Below are 21,223 nucleotides of genomic sequence, written 5' to 3'. Positions count from 1 at the left end.
AGACCCGACGCTCATGCTCCTTCATAGCCTGCGCGCGAGGATCGCGCTCGTCTTCGTGGTGCTGATGCTCGTCGCGCAGGCTGCGGCGTTTCTCGTCATCAACTCGGTGATTCTGAAGAACGCGCACAGCAACGCCGAGGAGCAGCTGACCGTGGCCGAGCGCGTGTTCGCGCAGGTTCTGCATGGCAACAGCGAGCAGTTGACGCAGGCCGCGAGCGTGGCCGCCGCAGACTTCGGCTTTCGCGAGGCGGTCGCGACGCACGATAGCAAGACCGTCGCGTCCGCGCTGCAGAATCACGGTAACCGCATTCATGCCGATGTCGTGATGCTCGTCGATCTCGATGGCAAGCTGATCGCGGACAGCGGCGATGGCGGGCACGAAGGCACGGCGTTTCCGTTCCCCAAGCTCATCAGGACCGTCGCGACGAAAGGCGATGCGTCGTCGTTCGGCATGATCGGCGCGCGCGCATATCAACTGGTCGCGGTGCCGGTCAAAGCGCCGATCACGATCGCGTGGGTCGTGATGGGCTTCGCCATCGACGATGCCCTCGCGCGCGAGATGAGCTCGCTCACGTCGCTCGACGTATCGTTTCTCACGGTCGACGGAAACGGCGGCTGGGGCGTGCTCGCGAGCTCGCTGCCGGACGATGCGCGTGTTGCGCTCAAGGATCAGACGCAACTCGCGGAAGACGGCTACGCCACGCGCGTCGTGCGCCTGCATTCGGAAGGGCAGGCGGTCGCGGTGCTGCTCGAACGCTCGCTCAACGAAGCGCTCGCGCCGTTTCATCGCGTGCAGTCGACGCTGCTGCTGATCACGCTGCTGGGCGTGATCGTGTCGGTCGTCGGCAGCGTGCTGACGGCGCGTTCGGTCACGCGGCCCATCGCGGCGCTCGCGCAGTTCTCGCGGCGCATCGGGCAGGGCGATTACGCCGCGCCCATCGAGATTCGCCAGAACGACGAGATCGGCCAGCTCGCGCGCGCGTTCAACCAGATGCAGGACGGCATTGCGGAGCGCGAGAAACGCATCACGGAGCTCGCGTACATGGACCGGCTGACGGGCCTGCCGAATCGCGCGCTCTTCAACGACCGTCTGCAGCAGGCCATCGCCGCCGCGATGCGCGGCAATCGTTCGCTCGCCGTGATGATGATGGACCTCGACCGCTTCAAGTACGTGAACGACACGCTCGGGCATCCGATCGGCGACATGCTGCTGTGCGAAGTGGCGAAGCGTCTGCGCGCGACGCTGCAGCGCGAAACCGACACGGTTGCGCGTCTGGGCGGCGACGAGTTCGCCGTGCTGCTGCCCACCGACGATCTGGCGGCGGCGCGGCTGCTCGCTGCCCGCATGCTGAGCGCGCTGGAAGAGCCGATCATGATCGAAGGGCAACTCGTCGATGTGGGCGCGAGCATCGGCATCGTCAGTTTTCCGCAGAACGGCACGGACATGAACGTGCTTCTGCGCCGCGCCGATATCGCGATGTATGTGGCCAAGCGCTCCAACCTCGGCTTCGCGCTCTACGACGAACGACACGACCAGAACAGCGCCGAACGTCTCTCGCTGATGAGCGAATTGCGTCAGGCGGTCGAGCACGATCAGCTGACGCTCCACTATCAGCCGAAGGTCGATCTCGCGACGCATCGCGTGAAGTATGTCGAGGCGCTCGTGCGCTGGGATCATCCGACGCGCGGCTTCGTCGCGCCTGATCAGTTCATCCCTTTCGCGGAGCAGACGGGCTACATCAAGACGATATCGCGCTGGGTCGCCGACAAGGCGATCGGGCAATGCGCGGCGTGGCGCGAGCAGGGCATCGAGCTGGCGGTGTCGGTGAATGTGTCGGCGCGCGAACTCATTCAGTCGTCGCTGCCGGAGACGTTTCAGGGCCTGCTGGACAAGCACGGCGTCGCGCCCGAATGGATCTGGATCGAGATCACCGAGAGCGCGATCATGGACGATCCGAATCACGCCATCGAAACGCTCGACCGGCTGCATGCGCTCGGCATCCGCCTGTCCATCGACGATTTCGGCACGGGTTATTCATCGCTGTCGTATCTGAAGCGCATGCCCGTCGATGAGTTGAAGATCGACAAGTCCTTCGTGATGGGCATGTCGCAGCACAAGGACGACGAGACCATCGTGCGCTCGACGATCGATCTCGGGCACAACATGGGCCTGAAGGTGGTGGCGGAAGGCGTCGAGAACGAAGAGATGCTGGAGCGGCTCAGGACGCTGCGCTGCGATCTGGCTCAGGGCTTCCACCTGAGCAGGCCGCTGCCGCCGGCGAAGCTGGAAGCATGGCTCGACGTGTGGCAGACGCAACGCACGGTGATGCAGGAGGGCTGAGGCTTGGCGCGGCTTCGGTGCAGGCAGTCTTGGCGAGCCGACGAGAACTATGTGAAGATGCGGGGAGTGGTTGAGACGCGATTCATCCGTCAAGGAGACAACCATGCGCAAGCTGTTCTTCACGACCGGGTCGCCCTTCGCTCGTGCCGTCCGCATCGTGCTGGTCGAGAAGGGCCTGGAGTTCGAGCGTGCGGAGACCTTCACGACGCCCAGTGCCGAAGAACGCGCGAAGGTGGCGCCCACTCTGCAGGTTCCCACCCTGATCGACGGCGACCGGACCTTATGGGATTCAGCCGTGATCATCGACTATCTGATGTCCAGCTATCCCGTCCGCGCCGCGCCGGAAGGTATGGAACCTTTGGCAACCGATTACGTGCGTGAGGCCGAATGCTGGAGCGACAAGCTCGTGCTGGCCACGTTGCAAACCTTCGGTGTGTCCACGACGACGGTCTCGCAACTGCAATGGTCGGGCGTCCGGCACGAAGAAAACAGCCATGCCGCGCGATGCGCCATCCGCAATCAGCATCTCCTCGACTGGTTCGAGGCTCGACTCATCGGCACGGACGGTGCTTTCGTCCCTGGCGTGGTTTCTGCGCAGGACATCTTGCTCGCATGCCTCTGCCACTTCATCGAACGGCGCCCGTTGCGCATGTCATGGCGCGATCCGAATCGGCCCAGGCTCGCGTCGCTGGTTGCGCGAATGGAACGTCGCCCGTCTTTTCGACAGGAAGAGGCGCTGTGGTGGGAGCCAGGCGTGACGTATGCGACGGCCGCGGAAGTGGAATGGGCCCGACATAAAACCATTTACGAAGGGCCGGAGTTCGGCGCATGGTCGTCGCAGTGCGCGGGCTAGCTCGCCGCAGGGCGACCGGTCTGCTCAACAGATCGCACCGCACGCCGGTCCGAGGGGGCGTCTGTTAGCCAGCCACGCACGCGAAGGTGAGTTCAGCCTCTTGCGGCGTCCAGCCGCGAACGCCATGCGTCTGCATATCGACCTGATGCATCTGCTTGCCCTGTTGCGTGCAGTATTCATCGGCGCGCTTAAGGCTCGACGCCTTGATCTCTCCCCAGGGAGTCATACCGCCGCGCACCTGTGTTGTTACGGTGTAACGTCCGTCGCCGGCCGGCGAGACTTCCGAGATCGAGGTGCAGGCGGCCAGAACAGTCAAGGCGGTAACGGCGACGAAGAGCTTCATGTTGTTTGTATCGGTGTGGTCTGGACGGGAACGGGTCCGCAGGCGTACGCAGTTCGGCAGACCCGGGTCGATGCTTGCGAATAACGGCGTCTCCAGCGCGATCTTTAGGGCCGACGTTCCGAGTTGATTGAATGCATCCGACTTGCGGTTGGAAGAGCACCTGCACACCGATACTTCATCGCGCGGCAGCCCTCCGGCGCCCCGAGGCGGGCTGGGATCTCGTCGGCATAGTGGACCGGGTTGGCAGCGGCGTACTCGGCATCGAATCAGGGCAGATAGTCGCCGCGCTCCCGATCAGTGGCGCGTACGCCCAGTACATATGCATGCCGCAGAATGAGCTGATTCCTGTCCCGTCTGGATTGGACGCTGGTGAGGCCGTCAGCCTGGTCCTGAACTACGTCACGGCATATCAGATGCTGCATCGCTCGGTGCATGTCGGAGCGGGCGAGCGCGTCCTGATTCACGGTGCGGCTGGAGGGGTCGGCTCGGCGCTGTTACAGCTCGGCCGTCTCAGCGGTCTGGAGATGTACGGTACGTGCTCGTCACAGGGCGCGTCGACTGTCGCTGACCTGGGCGCCACTCCGATCGATTATCAACAGCTCGACTTCGTGGAAGAAATCCGCCGGCGAACAATCGACGGCGTCGACGTGGTCTTTGATGGTATCGGCGGTACGCACATCTGGCGTTCCCGCAAAGCGCTTCGTCCCGGAGGAACAGTGGTGGCGTATGGCTTGACGTCCTCTCTGCGTAAAGGCAGATTGGCTTCAGGTCGTTCGGGCGGTCGCCATCGCTTTCGCGCGCTTGCCATCTTCGGGCTATATATCGTTGGTGGCTGGTTCCTGCCAGGTCGAAAACACGTGACCCCTTATAGCATTCAGTGGCTCAAGCGCGTGAAGCCGGAATTGCTTCGACAAGATTTGATCTCGCTGTTCGGGCTGCTGCAACACGGAGAGATCAGGCCACCTATCTCGCGGCGCATGCCTCTCGTGGACGCGCGTCGCGCACACGAGATGCTCGGCGGCGGCGGCGTGTCAGGCAAGATCGTCCTTATATGCAACGAATCGAGTTCCGTGCTGCCCTAACAGGTCTCGCAGGCGGATGTCCGATACACGGGAAGAGACGAGCACATACCGTCCCTGCCGTTAAGCGAGGTTTTGCTCTTTCGGAGCGTCCCGACCGGACTTCGGCGAAGCAGAGTATGAAAGAACCGCGTATCGTGTCTCACATCTCAGACTTCGATCACGCGTCATGAACCCTATTCGCCTTGACCGGGCACGCGCAGTCACGATCGCGGCCACCTTGTTGATGCTCACGTTGACGGGTTGCGCATCCTCATCGCTGGACGCATCGCGTGATTTGCAATCGCAAAGTGCCGGCTCCGCGTCGCTCGATGCCGCCATCAGCGGATCGCAGCGCAATGATAAGGCGCGTGCGCGCGACGTCTATCGCCACCCGAAAGAAACGCTGCAGTTCTTCGACCTCGCTCCGACTCAGACAGTGCTGGAAATCGCCCCGGGAGGCGGATGGTACACGGACATTCTTGCGCCGTATCTGCACGATGCGGGTCGGCTCTATGAAGCGCAGTATGTCAGCACGTCCGTCGATCTCGCCGCCGAGGAAAGCGCGACCGATGCAGCCTACCGGCGCAAACTCGCGGCCGCTCCGGCGGTGTATGGGAACGTCGTCGTCGGCACGCTGCACGCGGGCCGCTTCATGGGCTTCGACGCGCAGAATCGATTCGACCGCGTGCTGACGTTTCGAAACATCCACAACTGGATCAAGGACGGGCAACTCGATGCGAATCTGCGCGCGTTTTACGGTGCACTGAAGCCGGGCGGCGAGCTTGGCGTGGAGGAGCATCGCGCGCGGCCGGGAACGAGCGTGCAGCAGATGATCGATTCCGGCTACGTGACGGAAGCGTTCGTCATCGAGCATGCGCAGGCAGCCGGCTTCAGGCTGGTTGCGCGCAGCGAGATCAACGCGAACGCGAAAGATACGAAGGACTATCCGCACGGCGTGTGGTCGCTGCCGCCCACCTACAGGGGCGGTGACGTCGACCGGTCACGCTATGCCGCGATCGGGGAATCGGACCGCATGACGCTCCGGTTCGTCAAGCCTTAGCGGTCGCAATGAACGCGGAGTCACGCGCGATTTCGAATTCTCGCGAAATACTTAGATATCCATATAAAGCCAATCGAGCCGAATTCCACCTTAGTTCCAAAAGTCGACGCAGACGCTCGCCGTACACGCCAGCCGCCACAAACCGAACTCCGTCGCTCGCTCGCTTACATCGACACCGGGCAATTTCGTCATCGCGATCGGCGATGGTGCCTTTCCAAAAGACCACGAACAGGCCCGCTCGCATCGTGCATGATGCTTTCACACCGCAGCCGATTGCCAAACCGCATGGCCGCGCTTGCCGCGGCCGACACATCGACGGAGCGAGACAACGTAATGCAATTCGACCAGGGAACGGGTGGTCCGCGCACGCTTTACGACAAGATCTGGGACAGTCACCGGGTCATGTCGCGCGACGATGGACAGGACTTGTTGTTCATCGACCGGCATTTCATTCACGACGTCACCGCGCAGTCATTCGACCTGCTGCGCCAGCGCGGGCTCAAGCCGCGCTCGCCCGAGCGCACCTTCGGCACGGCGGACCACTACGTGTCCAGCGCGGCCAACGACATGGCGGCGGTGGCCGATCCCGAGCGGCGCGCGATGATCGAGGCGCTGCAACGCGATGCGGCCGAGTCGCGCATCACCCTGTTCGACATGAACGACTCGCGGCGCGGCATCGTGCACGTCGTCGGGCCGGAGCAGGGGCTGAGCCTGCCCGGCATGACCGTCGTCTGCGCCGATAGCCACACCTCGACGCACGGAGCGATGGGCGCATTGGCGTTCGGTATCGGCGCGACCGAAGTGGCCCACGTGCTCGCCACGCAATGCCTGTGGCAGCGCAAATCCAGAAACATGCGCGTCACGCTCGATGGCACGCCGGGTCCGGGCGTCAACGCCAAGGACCTGATCCTGGCCGTGATCGCGCGGATCGGCGTGGCGGGCGCGGCAGGCCATGTGATCGAGTACGCCGGCTCCGCGATCGCCGGCTTGTCGATGGAAGGCCGGCTGACGCTGTGCAACATGACCATCGAGGCGGGCGCTCGCGCCGGCATGATCGCGCCGGACGAGACCACGTTCGCGTATCTGGCCGGTCGCCCCTATGCGCCCTCGGGCGAGCAGTGGGACCTGGCGATGGCGCGCTGGCGCACCTTGTTCACCGATCCCGGCGCGACGTTCAACCGCGAAGTGCATATCGACGTGGCCGGGATCGCCCCGATGGTGACCTGGGGCACCACGCCCGAATATGCCTGCGCCATCGACCGCCGCGTGCCCGATCCCGCTGAGCAGGCCGATCCCGATCTGCGCGCCGCGATGTCGAAGGCGCTCGACTACATGGGACTAACGGCCGACGAGGCGCTGGAAGGCGTGGCGATCGACAGGGTATTCATCGGCTCGTGCACGAACGGGCGCATCGAGGATATGCGCAGCGCGGCCGAGGTCGCGCGCGGCCGCCGTATCGCGCCCGGTGTCGAGGCGTGGGTGGTGCCGGGCTCGCACGAGGTGCGGGCGCAGGCCGAGGCCGAAGGGCTGGACCGCGTCTTCACGGAAGCGGGCTTTCAGTGGCGCTTTCCCGGCTGCTCGATGTGTCTCGCGACCAACGGCGACATTGCCGCGCCCGGCCAGCGCTGCGCCTCTACATCAAACCGCAATTTCGTGGGCCGGCAGGGGCCCGGCGTGCGCACGCATCTGATGAGCCCGGCGATGGCGGCCGCGGCCGCCGTGACCGGATGTCTGACCGACGTGCGCCGCCTCCTGGGAGCCTGAACATGGAAAGCCTGACGTACCTTGACGCAGTCGCGGCGCCGATCGTCGCCATCAACTGCGATACCGACCAGATCCTGCCCGCGCGCTTCCTGCAGAAACCCCGCTCCGACGATTTCGGCCAGTTCCTGTTCCGCTCGCTGCGCTTCGGTCCGGACGGCGCCGAACGGCCGGATTTCCTGCTCAACCAGGCGCCATACCGCGAGTCGCGCATCGTCGTGGCCAATCACAACTTCGGTTGCGGCTCTTCGCGCGAGCACGCGGTATGGGCGCTCTACGACTACGGCATCCGCGCGGCGATCGCCCCGAGCTTCGGCGATATCTTTTTCATCAACTGCCTGAAGAACGGGCTGCTGCCGATCGTGTTGCCGGAGACCGTGGTCCTGCCGCTGCTGGATGCCTTGTCGGCGAGCCCGGGCAGCCGTATCGCCATCGATTTGCCCGCGCAGACCGTGACGCTGCCCGACGGCGCCTCTCATGCCTTCGACATGGAGCCTTTTGCCAAGGCGTGCCTGCTGCGCGGCATGGACGAGATCGACTACACGCTTTCGCATCGAGACCGTATCGATGCATTCGAGCGCGACCGTGCCGGAACCTGATGAAGGCGCGCTCATCCCGATAACGACCAAGGAGGAATCCAGATGAAGATTGCAGTCATGCCCGGTGATGGCATCGGTCCGGAAGTAGTGGCGCAGGCGCTCAAGGTGCTGAAGATCGTGGCGCCTCAGGCCGAGACCCAGGAGGCGCCCATCGGCGAGGCCGGCATTCAGGCACACGGCGTGCCGCTGCCCCCGCCTACGCTGGAACTCGCGCGCAAGGCCGATGCCATCCTGTTCGGCGCGGTAGGCGTGGCCGACGAAGCCGACATTCCGCGCGAACGCCGTCCGGGGACCGGGTTGCTGCAGCTGCGCGAAGCGTTGACACTCTATGCCAACTTCCGTCCGGCCTACATGTTTCCCGAGCTGATCGGCGCCTCGACGCTGCGGCCTGAAGTGGTCGACGGGCTGGATCTCGTGATCGTGCGCGAGCTGAACGGCGACGCCTATTTCGGCCAGCCGCGCGGCTTCGAGACGAACCGGAACGGCGAGCGGGTGGGTTTCAACACGATGCGTTATGCCGAATCCGAGGTCGAGCGGGTCGCGCACGCCGCGTTCCGGGCCGCGCGCCGTCGTCATCACAAGCTGTGCTCGGTGGACAAGGCCAACGTGCTGGAGGCGAGCCAGTTATGGCGCGAGGTGGTCACGCGCGTCGGACGGGATTACCCGGACGTCGAACTGAGCCATCTCTTCGTCGACGCCGCCGCGATGATGCTGATGCGCCGGCCCAGGCAGTTCGACGTGATCGTCACGGGCAACCTCTTCGGCGACATTCTCTCGGACGCCGCCGCCATGCTGACCGGTTCGATCGGCATGCTGCCTTCCGCTTCGCTAGGCTATGACCGCAAGGGGCTGTACGAGCCGGTGCACGGCTCGGCGCCGGACATCGCGGGCAAGGACATGGCGAATCCGCTCGCGGCCATCCTGTCGCTCGCGATGATGCTGCGCGAAAGCTTCGAGATGGAGGATGCCGCGAGCCGCGTCGAACAGGCCGTGCGCGCGGTGCTGGCCGCGGGCTACCGTACCGCCGACATCCACCAGGAAGGCACGCGATGCATCGGCACCGCTGACATGGGCGACGCGGTCGTCGAGGCGCTGCGCAAGCAGGCAGCGTAGGGCGGATCGCGTCACGGACCGGAGGAGCCCGGTCCATCCCGGCAGTTCGTCGCACCAGAATATTCCCGGAAAGGGAGGAGACAACCATGAAGCTGAAACTTGCCATCGCGCTGTGCGCAGCGTTCGAGCTTGCCTGCGGTTCCGTCACGGCCGTGGCCAGGGACATGCCCGAGAAGCCCGAGCTGCACATTGCGGCGGCTTCGGTGGGCATCACCTATCTGCCGATGCTCGTCGCCAAGCAGCGCGGCTACTTCAAGGACGAAGGGCTGGACGTGAGAATCGCCGCCTTCTCCGGCGGTTCGAAGACGCTGGAAGCGCTGCTGGGCGGCAGCTCCGACATGGTGGCGGGCGCCTATTCGAACACCATCACCATGGCGACCAAAGGACAGCATCTCGTCGTGGTGGCGGCGCAGGTCATTTGTCCCGGGTGGATCTTCGGCGTGTCCCAGAAGCGCCAGGCCGAGGTGAAGTCGCCCAAGGATCTGAAGGGCATGCGTATCGGCGTGAGCGCGCCGGGTTCCAGCACGCACATGGCCGTCAACTACATTCTGCACAAGGCCGGACTGCAGTCTTCGGATGTGTCCATCATCGGCGTGGGCCAGGCGGCCGGCGCGGTCGCGGCGGTGCGGGCCGGACAGATCGATGCGCTGATCGTCAACGATCCGAGCGCCACGATCCTGACCAAGGACGGCAGCCTCAAGCCGCTCGAGAACATGCGCACGGCCGACGGCAACGTCAAGGTCTTCGGCTCCGACTACCCTGAATCCAGCCTCTTTGCGAAGCAGGACTTCGTCGACAAGAACCCGAAGACGGTGCAGGCCGTCGCCAATGCGATCGTGCGGGCCGAGAAGTGGATCGCCAAGGCCACGCCGGAAGAGGTCGCGAACAATGTGCCGCCCGAGTATCTGGAGGACAACAAGGCGCTCTATGCCGAGGCCTTCACGAACAGCCGCCGCTGTATCGCCCAGAACGGGGAGATCACCGCCAAGGGCGCGGCGACCGTCCGCGACGTGCTGGCCGCTTTCGATCCGACCGTGGCGTCGGCCAAGATCGATCTCGCCACGACCTACGACAACCGGTTCGTCAGAAAGGCGGCGGAGATCCAGCCATGAGCACGGTCGCCTGCACTATCCCGCTCGATAGCGCGCCGACCCAGGCGCGCGAAGCCCTGCGTTTCGACAATGTGACGTGCACCTTCGCCGGCAATGGCAAGAACGCGCAAACCTACACCGCCGTGTCCGGAGGCAACCTGACGATCGGCGACGGCGAGTTCGTCTCGATCGTCGGGCCCACGGGCTGCGGCAAGTCGACGCTGCTGAACGTGGCCGCCGGACTGACGCGGCCGTCGTCGGGCAGCCTCAGCGTGTTCGGCGAGAAACTGACCAATGGGCTGAACAGGCAGGCTGCCTATCTGTTCCAGGTGGACGCGCTCATGCCGTGGAAGACGGCGGAAGAGAACATCGCCATGGGTCTCATCTTTCGCGGCATGGCACGCGAAGAGGCATTGGGCGTGGCGCGCGACTGGCTGGAGCGAGTGGGTCTGCAAGGCCACGGCAAGAAATATCCGCATCAGATGTCCGGGGGCATGCGCAAGCGTGCCGGCCTCGCGCAGGCGCTGGCGCTGAACCCTCGCATCATCCTGATGGATGAGCCCTTCAGCGCGCTCGATATCCAGACCCGGCACCTGATGGAAGACGAGCTGCTGCGCTTGTGGTCGTTCGACCGCAAGTCCGTGATGTTCGTGACTCACGATCTGGAAGAGGCCATCTCGCTGTCGGACCGCGTCATCGTGCTGTCGGCGGGGCCCGGCACGCGGCCTATCGCCGAATTCGAGATCGACCTTGAACGTCCGCGCGAAATGTCGGAAATCCGCATGACGCAGCGTTTCCTGCAACTGCACTCCCAGATCTGGGACGTGCTTCGAGGGGAGGTTCTGAAAAGCTATGCGCGCAATCGAGTTTGACCCGAACAATCGATTCACCGTGTTGCTCACCCGGCTCGCCATTTTGTTCGGCGTCCTTTTCCTGTGGTGGCTCGGCACCGATCAGAAATGGCTGTCGCCGTTCTTCTTCGGCGATCCGGTGGGCGTGGCGCGTCGCGTCATCGAATGGTTCGTGACGGGGTCGGTGTTTCGTCACCTCTACACGACGCTGCTCGAAACCATGCTGGCGTTCGCGATCGGCACGGCGTTCGGCCTGGGGTGCGGCCTCTGGCTGGCGCTCAATCCGTTTCTGGCGGTGGTGTTCGATCCGTTCATCAAGGCCATGAATTCGATGCCGCGCCTGATCTTCGCGCCGATCTTCGCGCTCTGGTTCGGCCTCGGCATCTGGTCCAAGGTCGCGCTGGGCGTGACGCTGGTGTTCTTCGTGGTGTTCTTCAACGTCTTCCAGGGCGTGCGCGAAGTCAGCCCGACGGTGTTGTCCAACACCCGCATGCTGGGCGCCAACTCGCGGCAGCTGATGCGGCATGTGTATCTGCCTTCCGCGACGAGCTGGGTCTTCTCCAGCCTGCATAACGCGATCGGCATCGCCTTCGTGGGCAGCGTGGTGGGCGAGTACCTGGGCTCCGAGAAGGGCGTGGGTTATCTGATTCTGCTGGCCGAAGGCGTATTCGATATCAACTCGGTGATCGCGGGCATTCTGGTGCTGACGGTGTTTGCACTGGTGCTCGATACGGCCGTGTCGATGGTCGAGGACCACCTGATGCGCTGGCGCCCCGTCGCCGGACAGACCGTGGCCGCGAGCGCCTGAGCGTGCGCGCCGCGATCGAAAAATTACCTTGAGGAAATCATCTTGCAGACCAACGCGATCAATCTGAAGGACCGCGTCGCCGTGGTGACCGGCGGCGCGCAAGGCATCGGCCTGGAGGTGGGCCGCCGGCTGCTGGCCTCCGGCGCGCGGCTCGCGATCTGGGATATCAATCCCGCGGGCATGGAGCAGGCTCGCGCCGAACTGGGCGATCACAATGTCCACTTCGAGCGTGTCGACATTGCCGACTACGCGAGCGTGCAGAGCGCCGTGGCGGGGACGCTGAAAGCGGCCGGGCGTATCGATATCCTGATCAATAACGCGGCGATCGTCGGTCCCAATGCCACGCTGATCGACTATCCCATCGATCTCTGGAAACAGGTGATCGATATCGACGTCAACGGCACCTTCCATTGCTGCCGCGCGGTGGCGCCGGTCATGATCGGCCAGAACTACGGCCGCATCGTGAATCTCGCCTCGATCGCGGGCAAGGAAGGCAACCCGAATGCGGCGGCCTACAGTTCGGCGAAGGCTGCGGTCATCGCCATGACCAAGTCGCTGGGCAAAGAGCTGGCGAGTCACGATATCGCGGTCAATTGCGTCACGCCCGCCGTCGCGCGGACGCCCGGCGCGATGGAGCAGGCGCCCGAGCATATCCAGTACATGCTGGGCAAGATTCCGCGCGGCCGTTTCCTCGAACTCGACGAAGCGGCCGCCATGATCGCCTGGCTTGTCAGCGAAGAGAATTCGTTCACCACCGGCGCGGTTTTCGATCTGTCCGGCGGACGCGCCACCTATTGAGACGAGCACATCCATGAAGCTGTTACGTTACGGTCCGCCGGGCGACGAGAAGCCGGGTCTCCTCGATGCCGACGGAATCCTGCGGGATCTCTCAGGCCACGTGGCCGACATTGCCGGCGATGTCCTGCTGCCCGACAGCCTCGCCCGGCTGAAGGCGCTCGATCCGAAATCGCTGCCGCGGGTGGAAGGCCATCCGCGTCTGGGCGCCTGCGTGAGCGGCACGGGCAAGTTCATCTGCATCGGCCTGAACTACTCGGACCATGCCGCGGAGACCGGCGCCACGGTGCCGCCGGAGCCGATCATCTTCATGAAGGCCACGAGTGCGATCGTCGGCCCGAACGATACGATCGAGATTCCGCGCGACTCGCTCAAGACGGACTGGGAGGTCGAACTGGGCGTCGTGATCGGCAAGCCTGCCAAGTACGTGAGCGAAAGCAATGCGATGGATCACGTCGCCGGCTACTGTGTCATCAACGATGTGTCCGAGCGCGCGTTTCAGGCCGAGCGTGAGGGGCAGTGGACCAAGGGCAAATCGGCCGACACCTTCGGTCCGACCGGCCCGTGGCTCGTGACCATCGACGAGGTGCCCGATCCGCAGGCGCTGCCTATGTGGCTGGAGGTCAACGGTCATCGCTACCAGAACGGCAGCACCACCACGATGGTGTACGGCGTGCGCTATCTGGTGGCTTACCTGTCGCAGTTCATGTCGCTGCAGCCCGGCGACATCATTTCGACGGGCACGCCGCCGGGCGTCGGGCTGGGGCAGAAGCCGCCCGTCTACCTGAAGCCGGGCGATGTGGTCACGCTCGGGATCGAGGGACTGGGTCAGCAGCGCCAGAACGTCGTACAGGGCTGAATGCGCCGGGCCGCGCCCGCGCAGAAATCAAGGACAGGAGACGAACCATCGTGAGAAGGCTCAGGCTGGTGTGGCCGGTACTCGCCATCTGCGCGGCCCTCGTGAACGCATCGGCCGCCCGCGCCGCGGCTGCGCCGGTGCCGGAGAAGCCCAGGCTCCATCTGGCAGCCGCGGGCGTCGGGTTTCCCTATCTGCCGTTCATCATTGCGGACAGCCGGGGCTACTTCAGGCAGGCGGGGCTGGACATCGAGATCGGTGTGTTCAGCGGCGGCGCGAAGGCGTTGCAGGCGATGATGGGCGGCAGCGCCGATATCGTCGCCGGTGCGTATTCCAACACCATCACGATGGCCGCCAAAGGACAGAAGCTGGTGTCGTTCGTGACGCTGGCTTCGTGCCCCGGATGGGTGTTCGGCACGACGCGCGCCAGCCACGACAAGGTCAAGACGTATGCGGACCTCAAGGGCATGCGCATCGGCGTGAGCTCGCCCGGTTCGAGCTTCCATATGGGCGTCAATTACCTGTTGAGCAAGGCTGGCGTGAAGCCGGGCGATGTGTCCATCATCGGCGTGGGCTCGTCCGCAGGCGCGATCGCCGCGGCACGCAGCGGGCAGATCGACGCATTGATGAGCAACGACCCGGTCGCGACCGTGCTGCAGGGCAGTGGCGACCTGTTCCCATTGGCCGTGATGCGTGATCCGGCCGGCACCCGCGCCACGCTCGGCGGCGATTATCCCGAAGCGGCCATCTACACCACCCGGGATTTCGCCGCCAGATATCCGAATACCGTGCAGGCGGTGACGAACGCCGTGCTGGAGGCCGAGCGCTGGATGGCGAACGCGACGCCCGAGCAGGTCGCCGCCGCCGTGCCGCCGCAATACGCGCTCGCCGAGAAGGATGTCTTCGCCCGGGCCTACGCCAATATGCAGAAGTGCATCTCTCGCGACGGCCTGATGACGGACGCCGCGGCGCATACCGTGCACGACGTGCTGGCCGCCTTCGATCCCGAGATCGGCAAAGCCTCGATCGATCTGAAGGCCACGTACGACAATCGTTTTGTCGAGAATGCCGGCAAGCGCTGACTGGCGAGGAGATGAACGATGGAAAGCGGCATCCGCATCCTGGCCGAAGGCCTGAAGTTTCCCGAAGGCCCCGTGGCGATGCCCGATGGCTCGATCGTGCTGGTCGAAATCGAGCGCGAGACGATCAGCCGCGTGGCCGCCGATGGCACCGTGAGCGTGCTCGCCGAGGTGGGCGGCGGGCCGAACGGCCTGGCGCTGGGGCCGGATGGCGCCTTCTACATCTGCAACAACGGAGGCTTCCTGTTTCGCACAGTCGCCGGGCTGAAGCGCACCCGACCCGGCGTGCATCCGCATTACACCAGTGGCCGTATCGAGCGCTTCGACCCGCGGACAGGCGCGTTGACGACGCTGTACGACCGCTGCGGCGACTATCCGCTCTCCGGTCCCAACGACATCGTGTTCGACCACGACGGCGGCTTCTATTTCACCGACTTCGGCAAGAACCGGCTGCGCGACCGCGATCACGCGGGCCTCTATTACGGACGCGCCGATGGATCGATGATCGTCGAAGTCGCGTACCCGCTCACCACGGCGAATGGCGTCGGCCTGTCGCCCGACGGAAGTGTGGTCTATGTGGCGGAGACCGAGACCGCGCGCCTGTGGGCGTTCGATCTGGATGCGCCCGGCCGGGCGCGCAAGTACCCTTACCCGTCTCCGCACGGCGGGCGTCTGGTGTGCGGGCTGCCGGGGTATCAGCGCTTCGACAGCCTGGCCGTGGACGCGGACGGCAATATCTGCGTGGCGACGCTGGTCACCGGGTGCATCACGGTGGTCGCGCCGTCTGGCGAGGTGCTGCGACAGGTGATGGTGCCGGACGGCATGGTGACCAACATCTGCTTCGGTGGCGGCGACATGAGGACGGCCTACGTCACGCTGTCGGGCACCGGACGTCTTGCGGTGCTGCCCTGGCCGCAGGCCGGGTTGAAGCTGGCGTATTCGTGACGACCGTGCCGTGACCGCTAGGCCGCTGCTGCACCGCGACTCGCGAGCAGATGATCGAGAAAGAGCTGAACGGGCGCGGGATGCGACTCGGCCTCGCGCACGCAGATCTTCCAGTGGCGCTCGGCCCACGGTTCGTCCAGCGCAACGGCGACCAGCGGCGCCGAACTGACATAGCGCTCGGCATGATGCTCGGGCACCAGCCCGATGCCCAGACGAGCCTCCACCATGCTGCGCACCGGCTCGAAACCATTGACCCGGATCGACAGCTTGAGCGGGTGGTCCAGATCGGCCGCCGCGCGCAACACCAGCGAATTCAGATAGCTGCCCACTTGCGGCCCCACCAGCGGGTATTCGGCCATCTCGCGGAAAGTGACCCGGCCAGCGCCGCTGAGCGGATGATCGGGCGGCATGATGACGACCAGCCGGTCGCTGCGGTACGGATAGACCTGCAGGCCGGTGGTCACGGTCGTGCCGCCGAACACGCCGATATCGGCGGTATTTTCGGCGACGGCGCGGACCACCGCCGGGCTCAGGCTTTCCTGCAGATCGATGCGCAGCCCCGGATGCAGTTCCAGAAACACGCGGATGTCATTGGCGATGTACTGCACGATGGTGGAGAGGCTGGCATGCAGCCGGATCTGTCCGCGCACGCCCTCGGCATGGTCGAGCAACTCGCTTTCCATCTGCTGGATGTCGCGCAGGAGCACCCGGGCGTGCTGCAAGAGGGCGGCGGCCGCGGCCGTCAGTTCCAGCCCCTTGTTGCTGCGCACGAAGAGCGCGGTCTTGAGCGTGTCCTCGAGATGGGACATGCGCTCGCTGAGCGCGGAAGGCGCGATATTCTCGGCTTCCGATGCGCGGGCAATGCTGCCGTGCTCGCAGACGGCGACGAACAATTTCAGCGACTGCAGATCGAAACGCATTGAGTCTCCGAGGGGCGCGGTCTTCTCGCCGCAATGCTTTCCTGTGAAGCGAAAGTATGCATGGCGCCGGTTGCAAGTGCAAAAATTCAGGGAACGCTTCACATGGGAGTGCGGCACATCGTGCGGGAAACGGCCCTCAACGCTCGTCTTGCTTCGCCTCGGACGCATTCGCGCATTAAGATGAGCGCTCCCTCGCTCTAACTCGGAAACACCGCGATGCAAGTGCTGGTTGATGCGGACGCCTGCCCGGTCGTCGTCAAGGAGATGCTGTTTCGCGCCGCCCGGCGTGTCGAAGTATGCGTCACGCTGGTGGCGAACCAGTATCTGCGCACGCCGCCGTCCCGCTTTATCAAGGCGATCCAGGTGCCTGCCGGCTTCGATGCCGCCGATGATCGAATCATCGAGCTGGTCGGAGACGGCGATCTCGTGATTACCGCCGACATACCGCTGGCTGCCGCTGCCATCGAGAAGGGCGCGCATGTGCTCGATCCGCGCGGGAGCTGGTTCAATCGCGAGAATATCCGGGAGCGTGTGACGATGCGCGATGTAATGGATCAGCTCCGCGCATCGGGTGTCGATACCGGCGGGCCTGCGGCTTACTCACCGGGCGACAGCAAGGCCTTCGCTGCGCAACTGGACCGCTTTCTCGCACGACACGCTGGAGGCTCGGGCGGGGCAGCTTGAGTCGGGGTCATCGGACGCACGGGTATACTCTCAAACCCAACTTCCGCCAGTCCGGTTCCTCGGAACCTGATTGCAGCAAGAATCGAATCGGCGCACGAACAAGATAACCATGGCATATCAGAGTTTTGAAATCGCCCAACTGCGGGCGCAGCAAGAGGCATTGGATAAACAATTGCTGGAAGCCAAAGACAGAGAGACACGGCACGCGCTGACAGAAATCGTGCAGAAGATGCGCGAATACGGAATTACGCTTAACGAACTCATGGGCCGTAAGGCAGGCGAACCGTCGCCGGAGCCGGAGCAGGAGCCGGCCGCGAAATACCGCGACCCGGTCAGCGGAGCGACGTGGAGCGGTCGTGGACGCGTGCCCCGGTGGATTGCCGGCAAGGACCGCAACGAATTCCTCGCGGATTCGCACAGCGCCCAGGAGGCGATGGTTCAGGCGGACCTGTTTGCCGTCCAGCGGTGAGCGATGCAAGCCGTCGCGTCGTTCGTGTGGTCCGATACTGCCATCGGTGCGATGGGTGAATGAAAAGGGAACGGCGAATGGACGGCAGAACGGCTGATGTGATCGTGGTAGGGCTTGGCGCCTTCGGCAGCGCGACGGCCTGTCAACTGGCGAAGCGGGGCGTGAAGGTCATCGGTATCGACCAGTTCGCTCCGCCTCACGACAAAGGCTCGAGTCACGGCAATACCCGCATCACGCGCCTCGCGGCTGGCGAAGGAGAGGCGTATATCCCGTTCATCAGGCGCTCGCACGAAATCTGGAATGAACTGGAGGCCGAGACCGGTAAAAAGCTATATCACCGGACCGGCGGCCTGATACTGGGGGCGCGGGGCGGAGCAACCAGTCATCACGGCAAGCCAGACTTCGTCGAAACGACCATTGCGAACGCGCGCCGGCATGGAATCGAACACGAGGTGCTCAGTGCGAGCGAGATCTCGGATCGATTTCCCCAGTTCCAGACCCGCGGCGATGAAACCGGCTACTTCGAACACGATGCGGGCGTGCTGATTCCCGAAGCCTGTGTCGAGACCCAGATCGCGCTGGCGATGGCGCTCGGCGCATCCATCCGGACGAACGAAAAGGTGGTGGCCATCGAGAAGCAGGGAGACGGCGTCGTCGTTCGTACCGCAGCCGGCGCCTATTCCGCTGCGAAGGTGATCGTGACGGCAGGCGCGTGGATTCCCGGCATGGCTGAAGGTAACGTCGGCAGAAACCTGCGCGTCAGGCGCCAGACGCTGCATTGGTTCGAGACGACCCGTCCATCCCTGTATTCGCCTGCGACATGTCCTGTGTTTATCTGGATGCACGGCGAAGGCGACCAGGACTACATGTACGGGTTCCCGATGCTCGACGGAGTGCCGGGCGTGAAGGTCGCAACAGAGCAATATGAAACGGCCTGCTCGCCGGATGATTTCGACAGGACAGTGAGCGCCGACGAGTCGCGCAACATGTTCGAGAACCACGTCGCCGGACGACTGGCGTGCGTTTCGTCCAGGCCGGTCCACGCTGCTGCGTGTCTGTACACGGTAAGCACCGATTCCGGCTTCATCGTCGATACCTATCGCGACATGGAGAACGTGAAGGTGGTCTCCGCCTGCTCGGGCCATGGCTTCAAGAATTCGGCCGGTCTCGGCGAGCGGATGGCACTGTGGGCGATCGGCCAGGACGACGGGAGCCTGCAGCAGTTCCGTGCTGCAAGGTTCGGCTAGCGGGTCGGTCACGACGCGTTCGAGCGCGTTGGCAATGGCCGCAGGCCGCTGCGCCGACGCATCGCGCGGCGCAGCATCCGACCGCGCTACGCTTCATCTCACAGGATCTCGCCCCCTTTTTATGCCGCCCGGCATCCTTGACGATGCCGGAGCGTAGACGCCCGACCGAGACGTAGCCAAGCCGTGCTCCGGCGGACCGCGACACCTGTCCAGTCGCACGATTAACGTACGTCCTCGCGCTTCCCGTACTTTCCCCTGCTCCTCTGAACGAATGCATCGAGCCACCCTCGGCTCGACGCATTCGCACGCTCGTTACCCATCGTTTTCCCTTGCTCGATCGACACGACTCGCGTCGCGCGCGTTTTAAAAATCGAGTTGCACGTGTTCCGCGTAAACCCGCTTGCACCATATTTTTGATGAACCTATATTGCATTTCACCATCAACTATTACGATGCGATAAATCATGAGTGACGACGTTCTGTTTTCGAATCACGGCCGCGTCGCGGTCATCACGCTGAATCGTCCCGAGCGCCTGAACGCGTGGACCACGCCGATGCGCGAATCGATCATTGCGGCGCTCGAGCGCTTCAATGCCGACGACGACGTCGCCGCGATCATCATGACGGGCGCGGGCAATCGCGCCTTCTCGGCGGGGCAGGATCTGGCGGAGGCGCACGATTTCGACGGCGCACGTGCCGTAGCGTGGGTCAAGGAGTGGCAGCGCTACTACGCGACGCTGCGCGGCCTCTCCAAGCCGCTCGTGATGGCGCTCAACGGCACGGCCGCGGGTTCGGCGTTTCAGGTCGCCCTGCTCGGCGATATCCGCGTGGGTCACGCGGGCGTGCGCATGGGCCAGCCGGAGATCAATGCCGGCATCGCCAGCACGACCGGACCGTGGATCATGAATTCGATGCTCGGCATGTCGCGCACCATCGAGCTCACGCTCACCGGCCGTCTGATGGATGCCGACGAGTGCTATCGCATCGGGCTGATTCATCACATCGTCGACGAAGACAAGGTCTTCGAGAAAGCGCTGGAAATCGCCACTGAACTCGCCGCCAAGCCGCCCGTCGCGATGCGTCTGGACAAGCAGCGTTTCCGCGAGATGACCGAGCCGGGTTTCGTGGACTGTATCGAGGCGGGAGAACGTATCCAGCGCGAGGCGTACGACTCCGGCGAGCCCGCCCGCATGATGGAAGAGTTCTTCAAAAAGCGCGCCGGATAAATCGGGCTGAAGTCGAGCCGTTTCTTCTCAACCCCAGTGCGAGAGACCTGAACCATGACGCAAGACTTCAACCCGACGCGCCGCCGCATTCTGCATGGCGCGGGCGCGCTCGCCGTGGCCGGCGCGATGCCGCTGGCCGCACGCGCTCAAACGAAGCAGATCGTCGTATCGGACCCGGGCGGCCCGTACACGACCGCGTATCGCGAAGCCTTCTACGATCCGTTCGAGAAAGCGACGGGCATCAAGGTCGTCAGCGTTGCGCGCGAATCGCAGCCGGTCGCGCAGTTCGCGGCGATGGTGCAAACGAAGAACTATGTGTGGGACGTCACCACGCTGACGCTCTCGGCGGACATTCCGTATCTCGAAGCGAAAGGCCTGCTGGAGCCGATCGGCCTGAAAGCGAGCGACTATCCCGACATCATGCCCGAGGCGATCACGCCCAACTGGCTCGGCGTCGACGTGTATTCGACCGTGCTCGCGTACCGCGCGGACAAGTTCAAGGACAACGGCCCGAAGTCGTGGGCGGACTTCTGGGACGTGAAGAAATTCCCCGGCCGCCGCTGCCTGCGCCGCAGTCCGCTCGACACGCTCGAGCAGGCGCTGCTCGCCGACGGCGTGCCGCTCGACAAGCTCTATCCGCTCGACGTGGACCGCGCGTTCAAGAGTCTCGACAAGATCAAGCCGCACATCAACATCTGGTGGACCTCCGGCGCGCAGGCGATGCAGGCGATCCAGAGCGGCGACGTCGACATGATCTCGACCTGGAACGGCCGCGCGCAAGCCGCGAAGGACAGCGGCGCGCCGGTGACGATCGTGTGGAATCAGGGCCTGTATTCGATCGAAGGCTGGGGCATTCCGAAGGGCACGCCGCGCGCCGATGCCGCGAAGCAGTTCGTGCGCTTTTGCGCCGACGCGAAACGTCAGGCCATGCTCACGCGCACGCTCGCATACGGCCCGACCAACAAGAAGTCCTTCGAGTCCATCAGCAAGGAGCGCGCGACGCTCTTGCCGACCGCACAGGAGAACATCAAGGACATGAAGCTGCCGAGCCCGCAATGGTGGGAAGAGAACCGCCAGAAGGTCACCGAGCGGTTCAATTCCTGGATCATTTCGTAAAGGAG

The 21,223-nt window shown here is 64.2% G+C and carries 21 protein-coding genes; 19 read left to right on the top strand and 2 right to left on the bottom strand.

The window, feature by feature from the left end; genetic code table 11:
• Nucleotides 1-13: 13 nt before the first annotated feature.
• Together AWB78_RS23515 and AWB78_RS23510 are read left to right on the top strand one after the other, a co-directional pair.
• Nucleotides 14-2,341, top strand: coding sequence for a bifunctional diguanylate cyclase/phosphodiesterase (locus AWB78_RS23515; RefSeq protein WP_062608392.1), 2,328 nt, complete (start codon nucleotides 14-16; stop codon nucleotides 2,339-2,341).
• Between the two features lie 103 nt (nucleotides 2,342-2,444).
• Entirely contained in the window at nucleotides 2,445-3,194 is a 750-nt protein-coding gene (locus tag AWB78_RS23510; protein ID WP_062608391.1) for a glutathione S-transferase family protein, read from the top strand.
• A 64-nt stretch (nucleotides 3,195-3,258) separates the two neighbouring features.
• Here the strand turns inward: AWB78_RS23510 and AWB78_RS23505 are convergent, their stop codons facing one another.
• Complete coding sequence (locus AWB78_RS23505; protein ID WP_062608390.1) at nucleotides 3,259-3,537, bottom strand: hypothetical protein; 279 nt, start codon at nucleotides 3,535-3,537, stop codon at nucleotides 3,259-3,261.
• Between the two features lie 131 nt (nucleotides 3,538-3,668).
• Here AWB78_RS23505 and AWB78_RS23500 point away from each other — a divergent pair, with 131 nt between their 5' ends.
• The 12 genes from AWB78_RS23500 (at nucleotide 3,669) to AWB78_RS23445 (ending at nucleotide 15,556) form a co-directional block, all read left to right on the top strand.
• On the top strand, nucleotides 3,669-4,619 hold the full coding sequence (locus tag AWB78_RS23500) for a zinc-binding dehydrogenase (RefSeq protein WP_096031830.1): 951 nt from the start codon (nucleotides 3,669-3,671) through the stop codon (nucleotides 4,617-4,619).
• Between the two features lie 166 nt (nucleotides 4,620-4,785).
• Complete coding sequence (locus AWB78_RS23495; RefSeq protein ID WP_062608389.1) at nucleotides 4,786-5,658, top strand: class I SAM-dependent methyltransferase; 873 nt, start codon at nucleotides 4,786-4,788, stop codon at nucleotides 5,656-5,658.
• Nucleotides 5,659-5,991: 333 nt separating this feature from the next.
• Nucleotides 5,992-7,422, top strand: coding sequence for a 3-isopropylmalate dehydratase large subunit (leuC, locus tag AWB78_RS23490; RefSeq protein ID WP_062608450.1), 1,431 nt, complete (start codon nucleotides 5,992-5,994; stop codon nucleotides 7,420-7,422).
• A 2-nt stretch (nucleotides 7,423-7,424) separates the two neighbouring features.
• Nucleotides 7,425-8,018 carry a 3-isopropylmalate dehydratase small subunit gene (gene leuD, locus AWB78_RS23485; RefSeq protein WP_062608388.1) on the top strand — a complete coding sequence of 198 codons (594 nt, stop codon included), beginning with the start codon at nucleotides 7,425-7,427 and terminating at the stop codon, nucleotides 8,016-8,018.
• A gap of 42 nt (nucleotides 8,019-8,060) precedes the next feature.
• Nucleotides 8,061-9,131: a 3-isopropylmalate dehydrogenase gene (gene leuB, locus AWB78_RS23480; protein WP_062608387.1), complete on the top strand. Its 1,071-nt coding sequence runs from the start codon at nucleotides 8,061-8,063 to the stop codon at nucleotides 9,129-9,131.
• A gap of 86 nt (nucleotides 9,132-9,217) precedes the next feature.
• The gene (locus tag AWB78_RS23475) at nucleotides 9,218-10,243 is read left to right on the top strand and encodes an ABC transporter substrate-binding protein (RefSeq protein ID WP_062608386.1); all 1,026 of its coding nucleotides are present in this window, start codon (nucleotides 9,218-9,220) and stop codon (nucleotides 10,241-10,243) included.
• Entirely contained in the window at nucleotides 10,240-11,094 is an 855-nt protein-coding gene (locus AWB78_RS23470; protein ID WP_062608385.1) for an ABC transporter ATP-binding protein, read from the top strand. The genes AWB78_RS23475 and AWB78_RS23470 overlap by 4 nt, the downstream gene beginning before the upstream one ends.
• Nucleotides 11,075-11,881 (top strand): ABC transporter permease, encoded by an 807-nt coding sequence (locus AWB78_RS23465; RefSeq protein ID WP_062608384.1) that lies wholly within the window; start codon nucleotides 11,075-11,077, stop codon nucleotides 11,879-11,881. The genes AWB78_RS23470 and AWB78_RS23465 overlap by 20 nt, the downstream gene beginning before the upstream one ends.
• Nucleotides 11,882-11,923: 42 nt before the next feature.
• A complete protein-coding gene (locus AWB78_RS23460) occupies nucleotides 11,924-12,679 on the top strand; it encodes an SDR family NAD(P)-dependent oxidoreductase (RefSeq protein WP_062608383.1) in 756 nt (251 codons plus the stop codon).
• A 13-nt stretch (nucleotides 12,680-12,692) separates the two neighbouring features.
• Entirely contained in the window at nucleotides 12,693-13,535 is an 843-nt protein-coding gene (locus AWB78_RS23455) for a fumarylacetoacetate hydrolase family protein (protein ID WP_062608382.1), read from the top strand.
• A 50-nt stretch (nucleotides 13,536-13,585) separates the two neighbouring features.
• Nucleotides 13,586-14,614 (top strand): ABC transporter substrate-binding protein, encoded by a 1,029-nt coding sequence (locus AWB78_RS23450; protein ID WP_374729487.1) that lies wholly within the window; start codon nucleotides 13,586-13,588, stop codon nucleotides 14,612-14,614.
• An 18-nt stretch (nucleotides 14,615-14,632) separates the two neighbouring features.
• Nucleotides 14,633-15,556 carry an SMP-30/gluconolactonase/LRE family protein gene (locus AWB78_RS23445; RefSeq protein WP_062608381.1) on the top strand — a complete coding sequence of 308 codons (924 nt, stop codon included), beginning with the start codon at nucleotides 14,633-14,635 and terminating at the stop codon, nucleotides 15,554-15,556.
• Between the two features lie 17 nt (nucleotides 15,557-15,573).
• Here the strand turns inward: AWB78_RS23445 and AWB78_RS23440 are convergent, their stop codons facing one another.
• A complete protein-coding gene (locus tag AWB78_RS23440; protein ID WP_062608380.1) occupies nucleotides 15,574-16,476 on the bottom strand; it encodes a LysR family transcriptional regulator in 903 nt (300 codons plus the stop codon).
• 216 nt (nucleotides 16,477-16,692) lie between these two features.
• On the opposite strand from AWB78_RS23440, the gene AWB78_RS23435 reads away from it, so the two are divergent.
• From AWB78_RS23435 to AWB78_RS23415, 5 genes are all read left to right on the top strand, one after another.
• The gene (locus AWB78_RS23435; protein ID WP_062608379.1) at nucleotides 16,693-17,160 is read left to right on the top strand and encodes a YaiI/YqxD family protein; all 468 of its coding nucleotides are present in this window, start codon (nucleotides 16,693-16,695) and stop codon (nucleotides 17,158-17,160) included.
• A 70-nt stretch (nucleotides 17,161-17,230) separates the two neighbouring features.
• Nucleotides 17,231-17,629: an H-NS histone family protein gene (locus AWB78_RS23430; protein WP_374729486.1), complete on the top strand. Its 399-nt coding sequence runs from the start codon at nucleotides 17,231-17,233 to the stop codon at nucleotides 17,627-17,629.
• Between the two features lie 77 nt (nucleotides 17,630-17,706).
• Nucleotides 17,707-18,876 carry an N-methyl-L-tryptophan oxidase gene (gene solA / locus AWB78_RS23425; RefSeq protein WP_062608377.1) on the top strand — a complete coding sequence of 390 codons (1,170 nt, stop codon included), beginning with the start codon at nucleotides 17,707-17,709 and terminating at the stop codon, nucleotides 18,874-18,876.
• A gap of 464 nt (nucleotides 18,877-19,340) precedes the next feature.
• The gene (locus AWB78_RS23420; RefSeq protein ID WP_062608376.1) at nucleotides 19,341-20,102 is read left to right on the top strand and encodes an enoyl-CoA hydratase/isomerase family protein; all 762 of its coding nucleotides are present in this window, start codon (nucleotides 19,341-19,343) and stop codon (nucleotides 20,100-20,102) included.
• 54 nt (nucleotides 20,103-20,156) lie between these two features.
• Nucleotides 20,157-21,218 carry an ABC transporter substrate-binding protein gene (locus AWB78_RS23415; RefSeq protein ID WP_062608375.1) on the top strand — a complete coding sequence of 354 codons (1,062 nt, stop codon included), beginning with the start codon at nucleotides 20,157-20,159 and terminating at the stop codon, nucleotides 21,216-21,218.
• Nucleotides 21,219-21,223 lie beyond the last annotated feature (5 nt).

The sequence above is a fragment of the Caballeronia calidae genome (assembly GCF_900044055.2).
GTDB classification, from domain to species: Bacteria; Pseudomonadota; Gammaproteobacteria; order Burkholderiales; family Burkholderiaceae; genus Caballeronia; species Caballeronia calidae.
The sequence above is the reverse complement of the archived record's forward strand: the minus strand, read 5'-3'. Positions and strand labels throughout refer to the sequence as shown.

What these genes read in the sequence shown, in the direction of transcription:
- AWB78_RS23515 (WP_062608392.1), top strand. Translation starts at nt 14, where the DNA reads ATGCTCCTTCATAGCCTGCGCGCGAGGATCGCGCTCGTCTTCGTGGTG.
- AWB78_RS23510 (WP_062608391.1), top strand. Translation starts at nt 2,445, where the DNA reads ATGCGCAAGCTGTTCTTCACGACCGGGTCGCCCTTCGCTCGTGCCGTC.
- AWB78_RS23505 (WP_062608390.1), bottom strand. Translation starts at nt 3,537, where the DNA reads ATGAAGCTCTTCGTCGCCGTTACCGCCTTGACTGTTCTGGCCGCCTGC.
- AWB78_RS23500 (WP_096031830.1), top strand. Translation starts at nt 3,669, where the DNA reads ATGCATCCGACTTGCGGTTGGAAGAGCACCTGCACACCGATACTTCAT.
- AWB78_RS23495 (WP_062608389.1), top strand. Translation starts at nt 4,786, where the DNA reads ATGAACCCTATTCGCCTTGACCGGGCACGCGCAGTCACGATCGCGGCC.
- leuC (WP_062608450.1), top strand. Translation starts at nt 5,992, where the DNA reads ATGCAATTCGACCAGGGAACGGGTGGTCCGCGCACGCTTTACGACAAG.
- leuD (WP_062608388.1), top strand. Translation starts at nt 7,425, where the DNA reads ATGGAAAGCCTGACGTACCTTGACGCAGTCGCGGCGCCGATCGTCGCC.
- leuB (WP_062608387.1), top strand. Translation starts at nt 8,061, where the DNA reads ATGAAGATTGCAGTCATGCCCGGTGATGGCATCGGTCCGGAAGTAGTG.
- AWB78_RS23475 (WP_062608386.1), top strand. Translation starts at nt 9,218, where the DNA reads ATGAAGCTGAAACTTGCCATCGCGCTGTGCGCAGCGTTCGAGCTTGCC.
- AWB78_RS23470 (WP_062608385.1), top strand. Translation starts at nt 10,240, where the DNA reads ATGAGCACGGTCGCCTGCACTATCCCGCTCGATAGCGCGCCGACCCAG.
- AWB78_RS23465 (WP_062608384.1), top strand. Translation starts at nt 11,075, where the DNA reads ATGCGCGCAATCGAGTTTGACCCGAACAATCGATTCACCGTGTTGCTC.
- AWB78_RS23455 (WP_062608382.1), top strand. Translation starts at nt 12,693, where the DNA reads ATGAAGCTGTTACGTTACGGTCCGCCGGGCGACGAGAAGCCGGGTCTC.
- AWB78_RS23445 (WP_062608381.1), top strand. Translation starts at nt 14,633, where the DNA reads ATGGAAAGCGGCATCCGCATCCTGGCCGAAGGCCTGAAGTTTCCCGAA.
- AWB78_RS23440 (WP_062608380.1), bottom strand. Translation starts at nt 16,476, where the DNA reads ATGCGTTTCGATCTGCAGTCGCTGAAATTGTTCGTCGCCGTCTGCGAG.
- AWB78_RS23435 (WP_062608379.1), top strand. Translation starts at nt 16,693, where the DNA reads ATGCAAGTGCTGGTTGATGCGGACGCCTGCCCGGTCGTCGTCAAGGAG.
- solA (WP_062608377.1), top strand. Translation starts at nt 17,707, where the DNA reads ATGGACGGCAGAACGGCTGATGTGATCGTGGTAGGGCTTGGCGCCTTC.
- AWB78_RS23420 (WP_062608376.1), top strand. Translation starts at nt 19,341, where the DNA reads ATGAGTGACGACGTTCTGTTTTCGAATCACGGCCGCGTCGCGGTCATC.
- AWB78_RS23415 (WP_062608375.1), top strand. Translation starts at nt 20,157, where the DNA reads ATGACGCAAGACTTCAACCCGACGCGCCGCCGCATTCTGCATGGCGCG.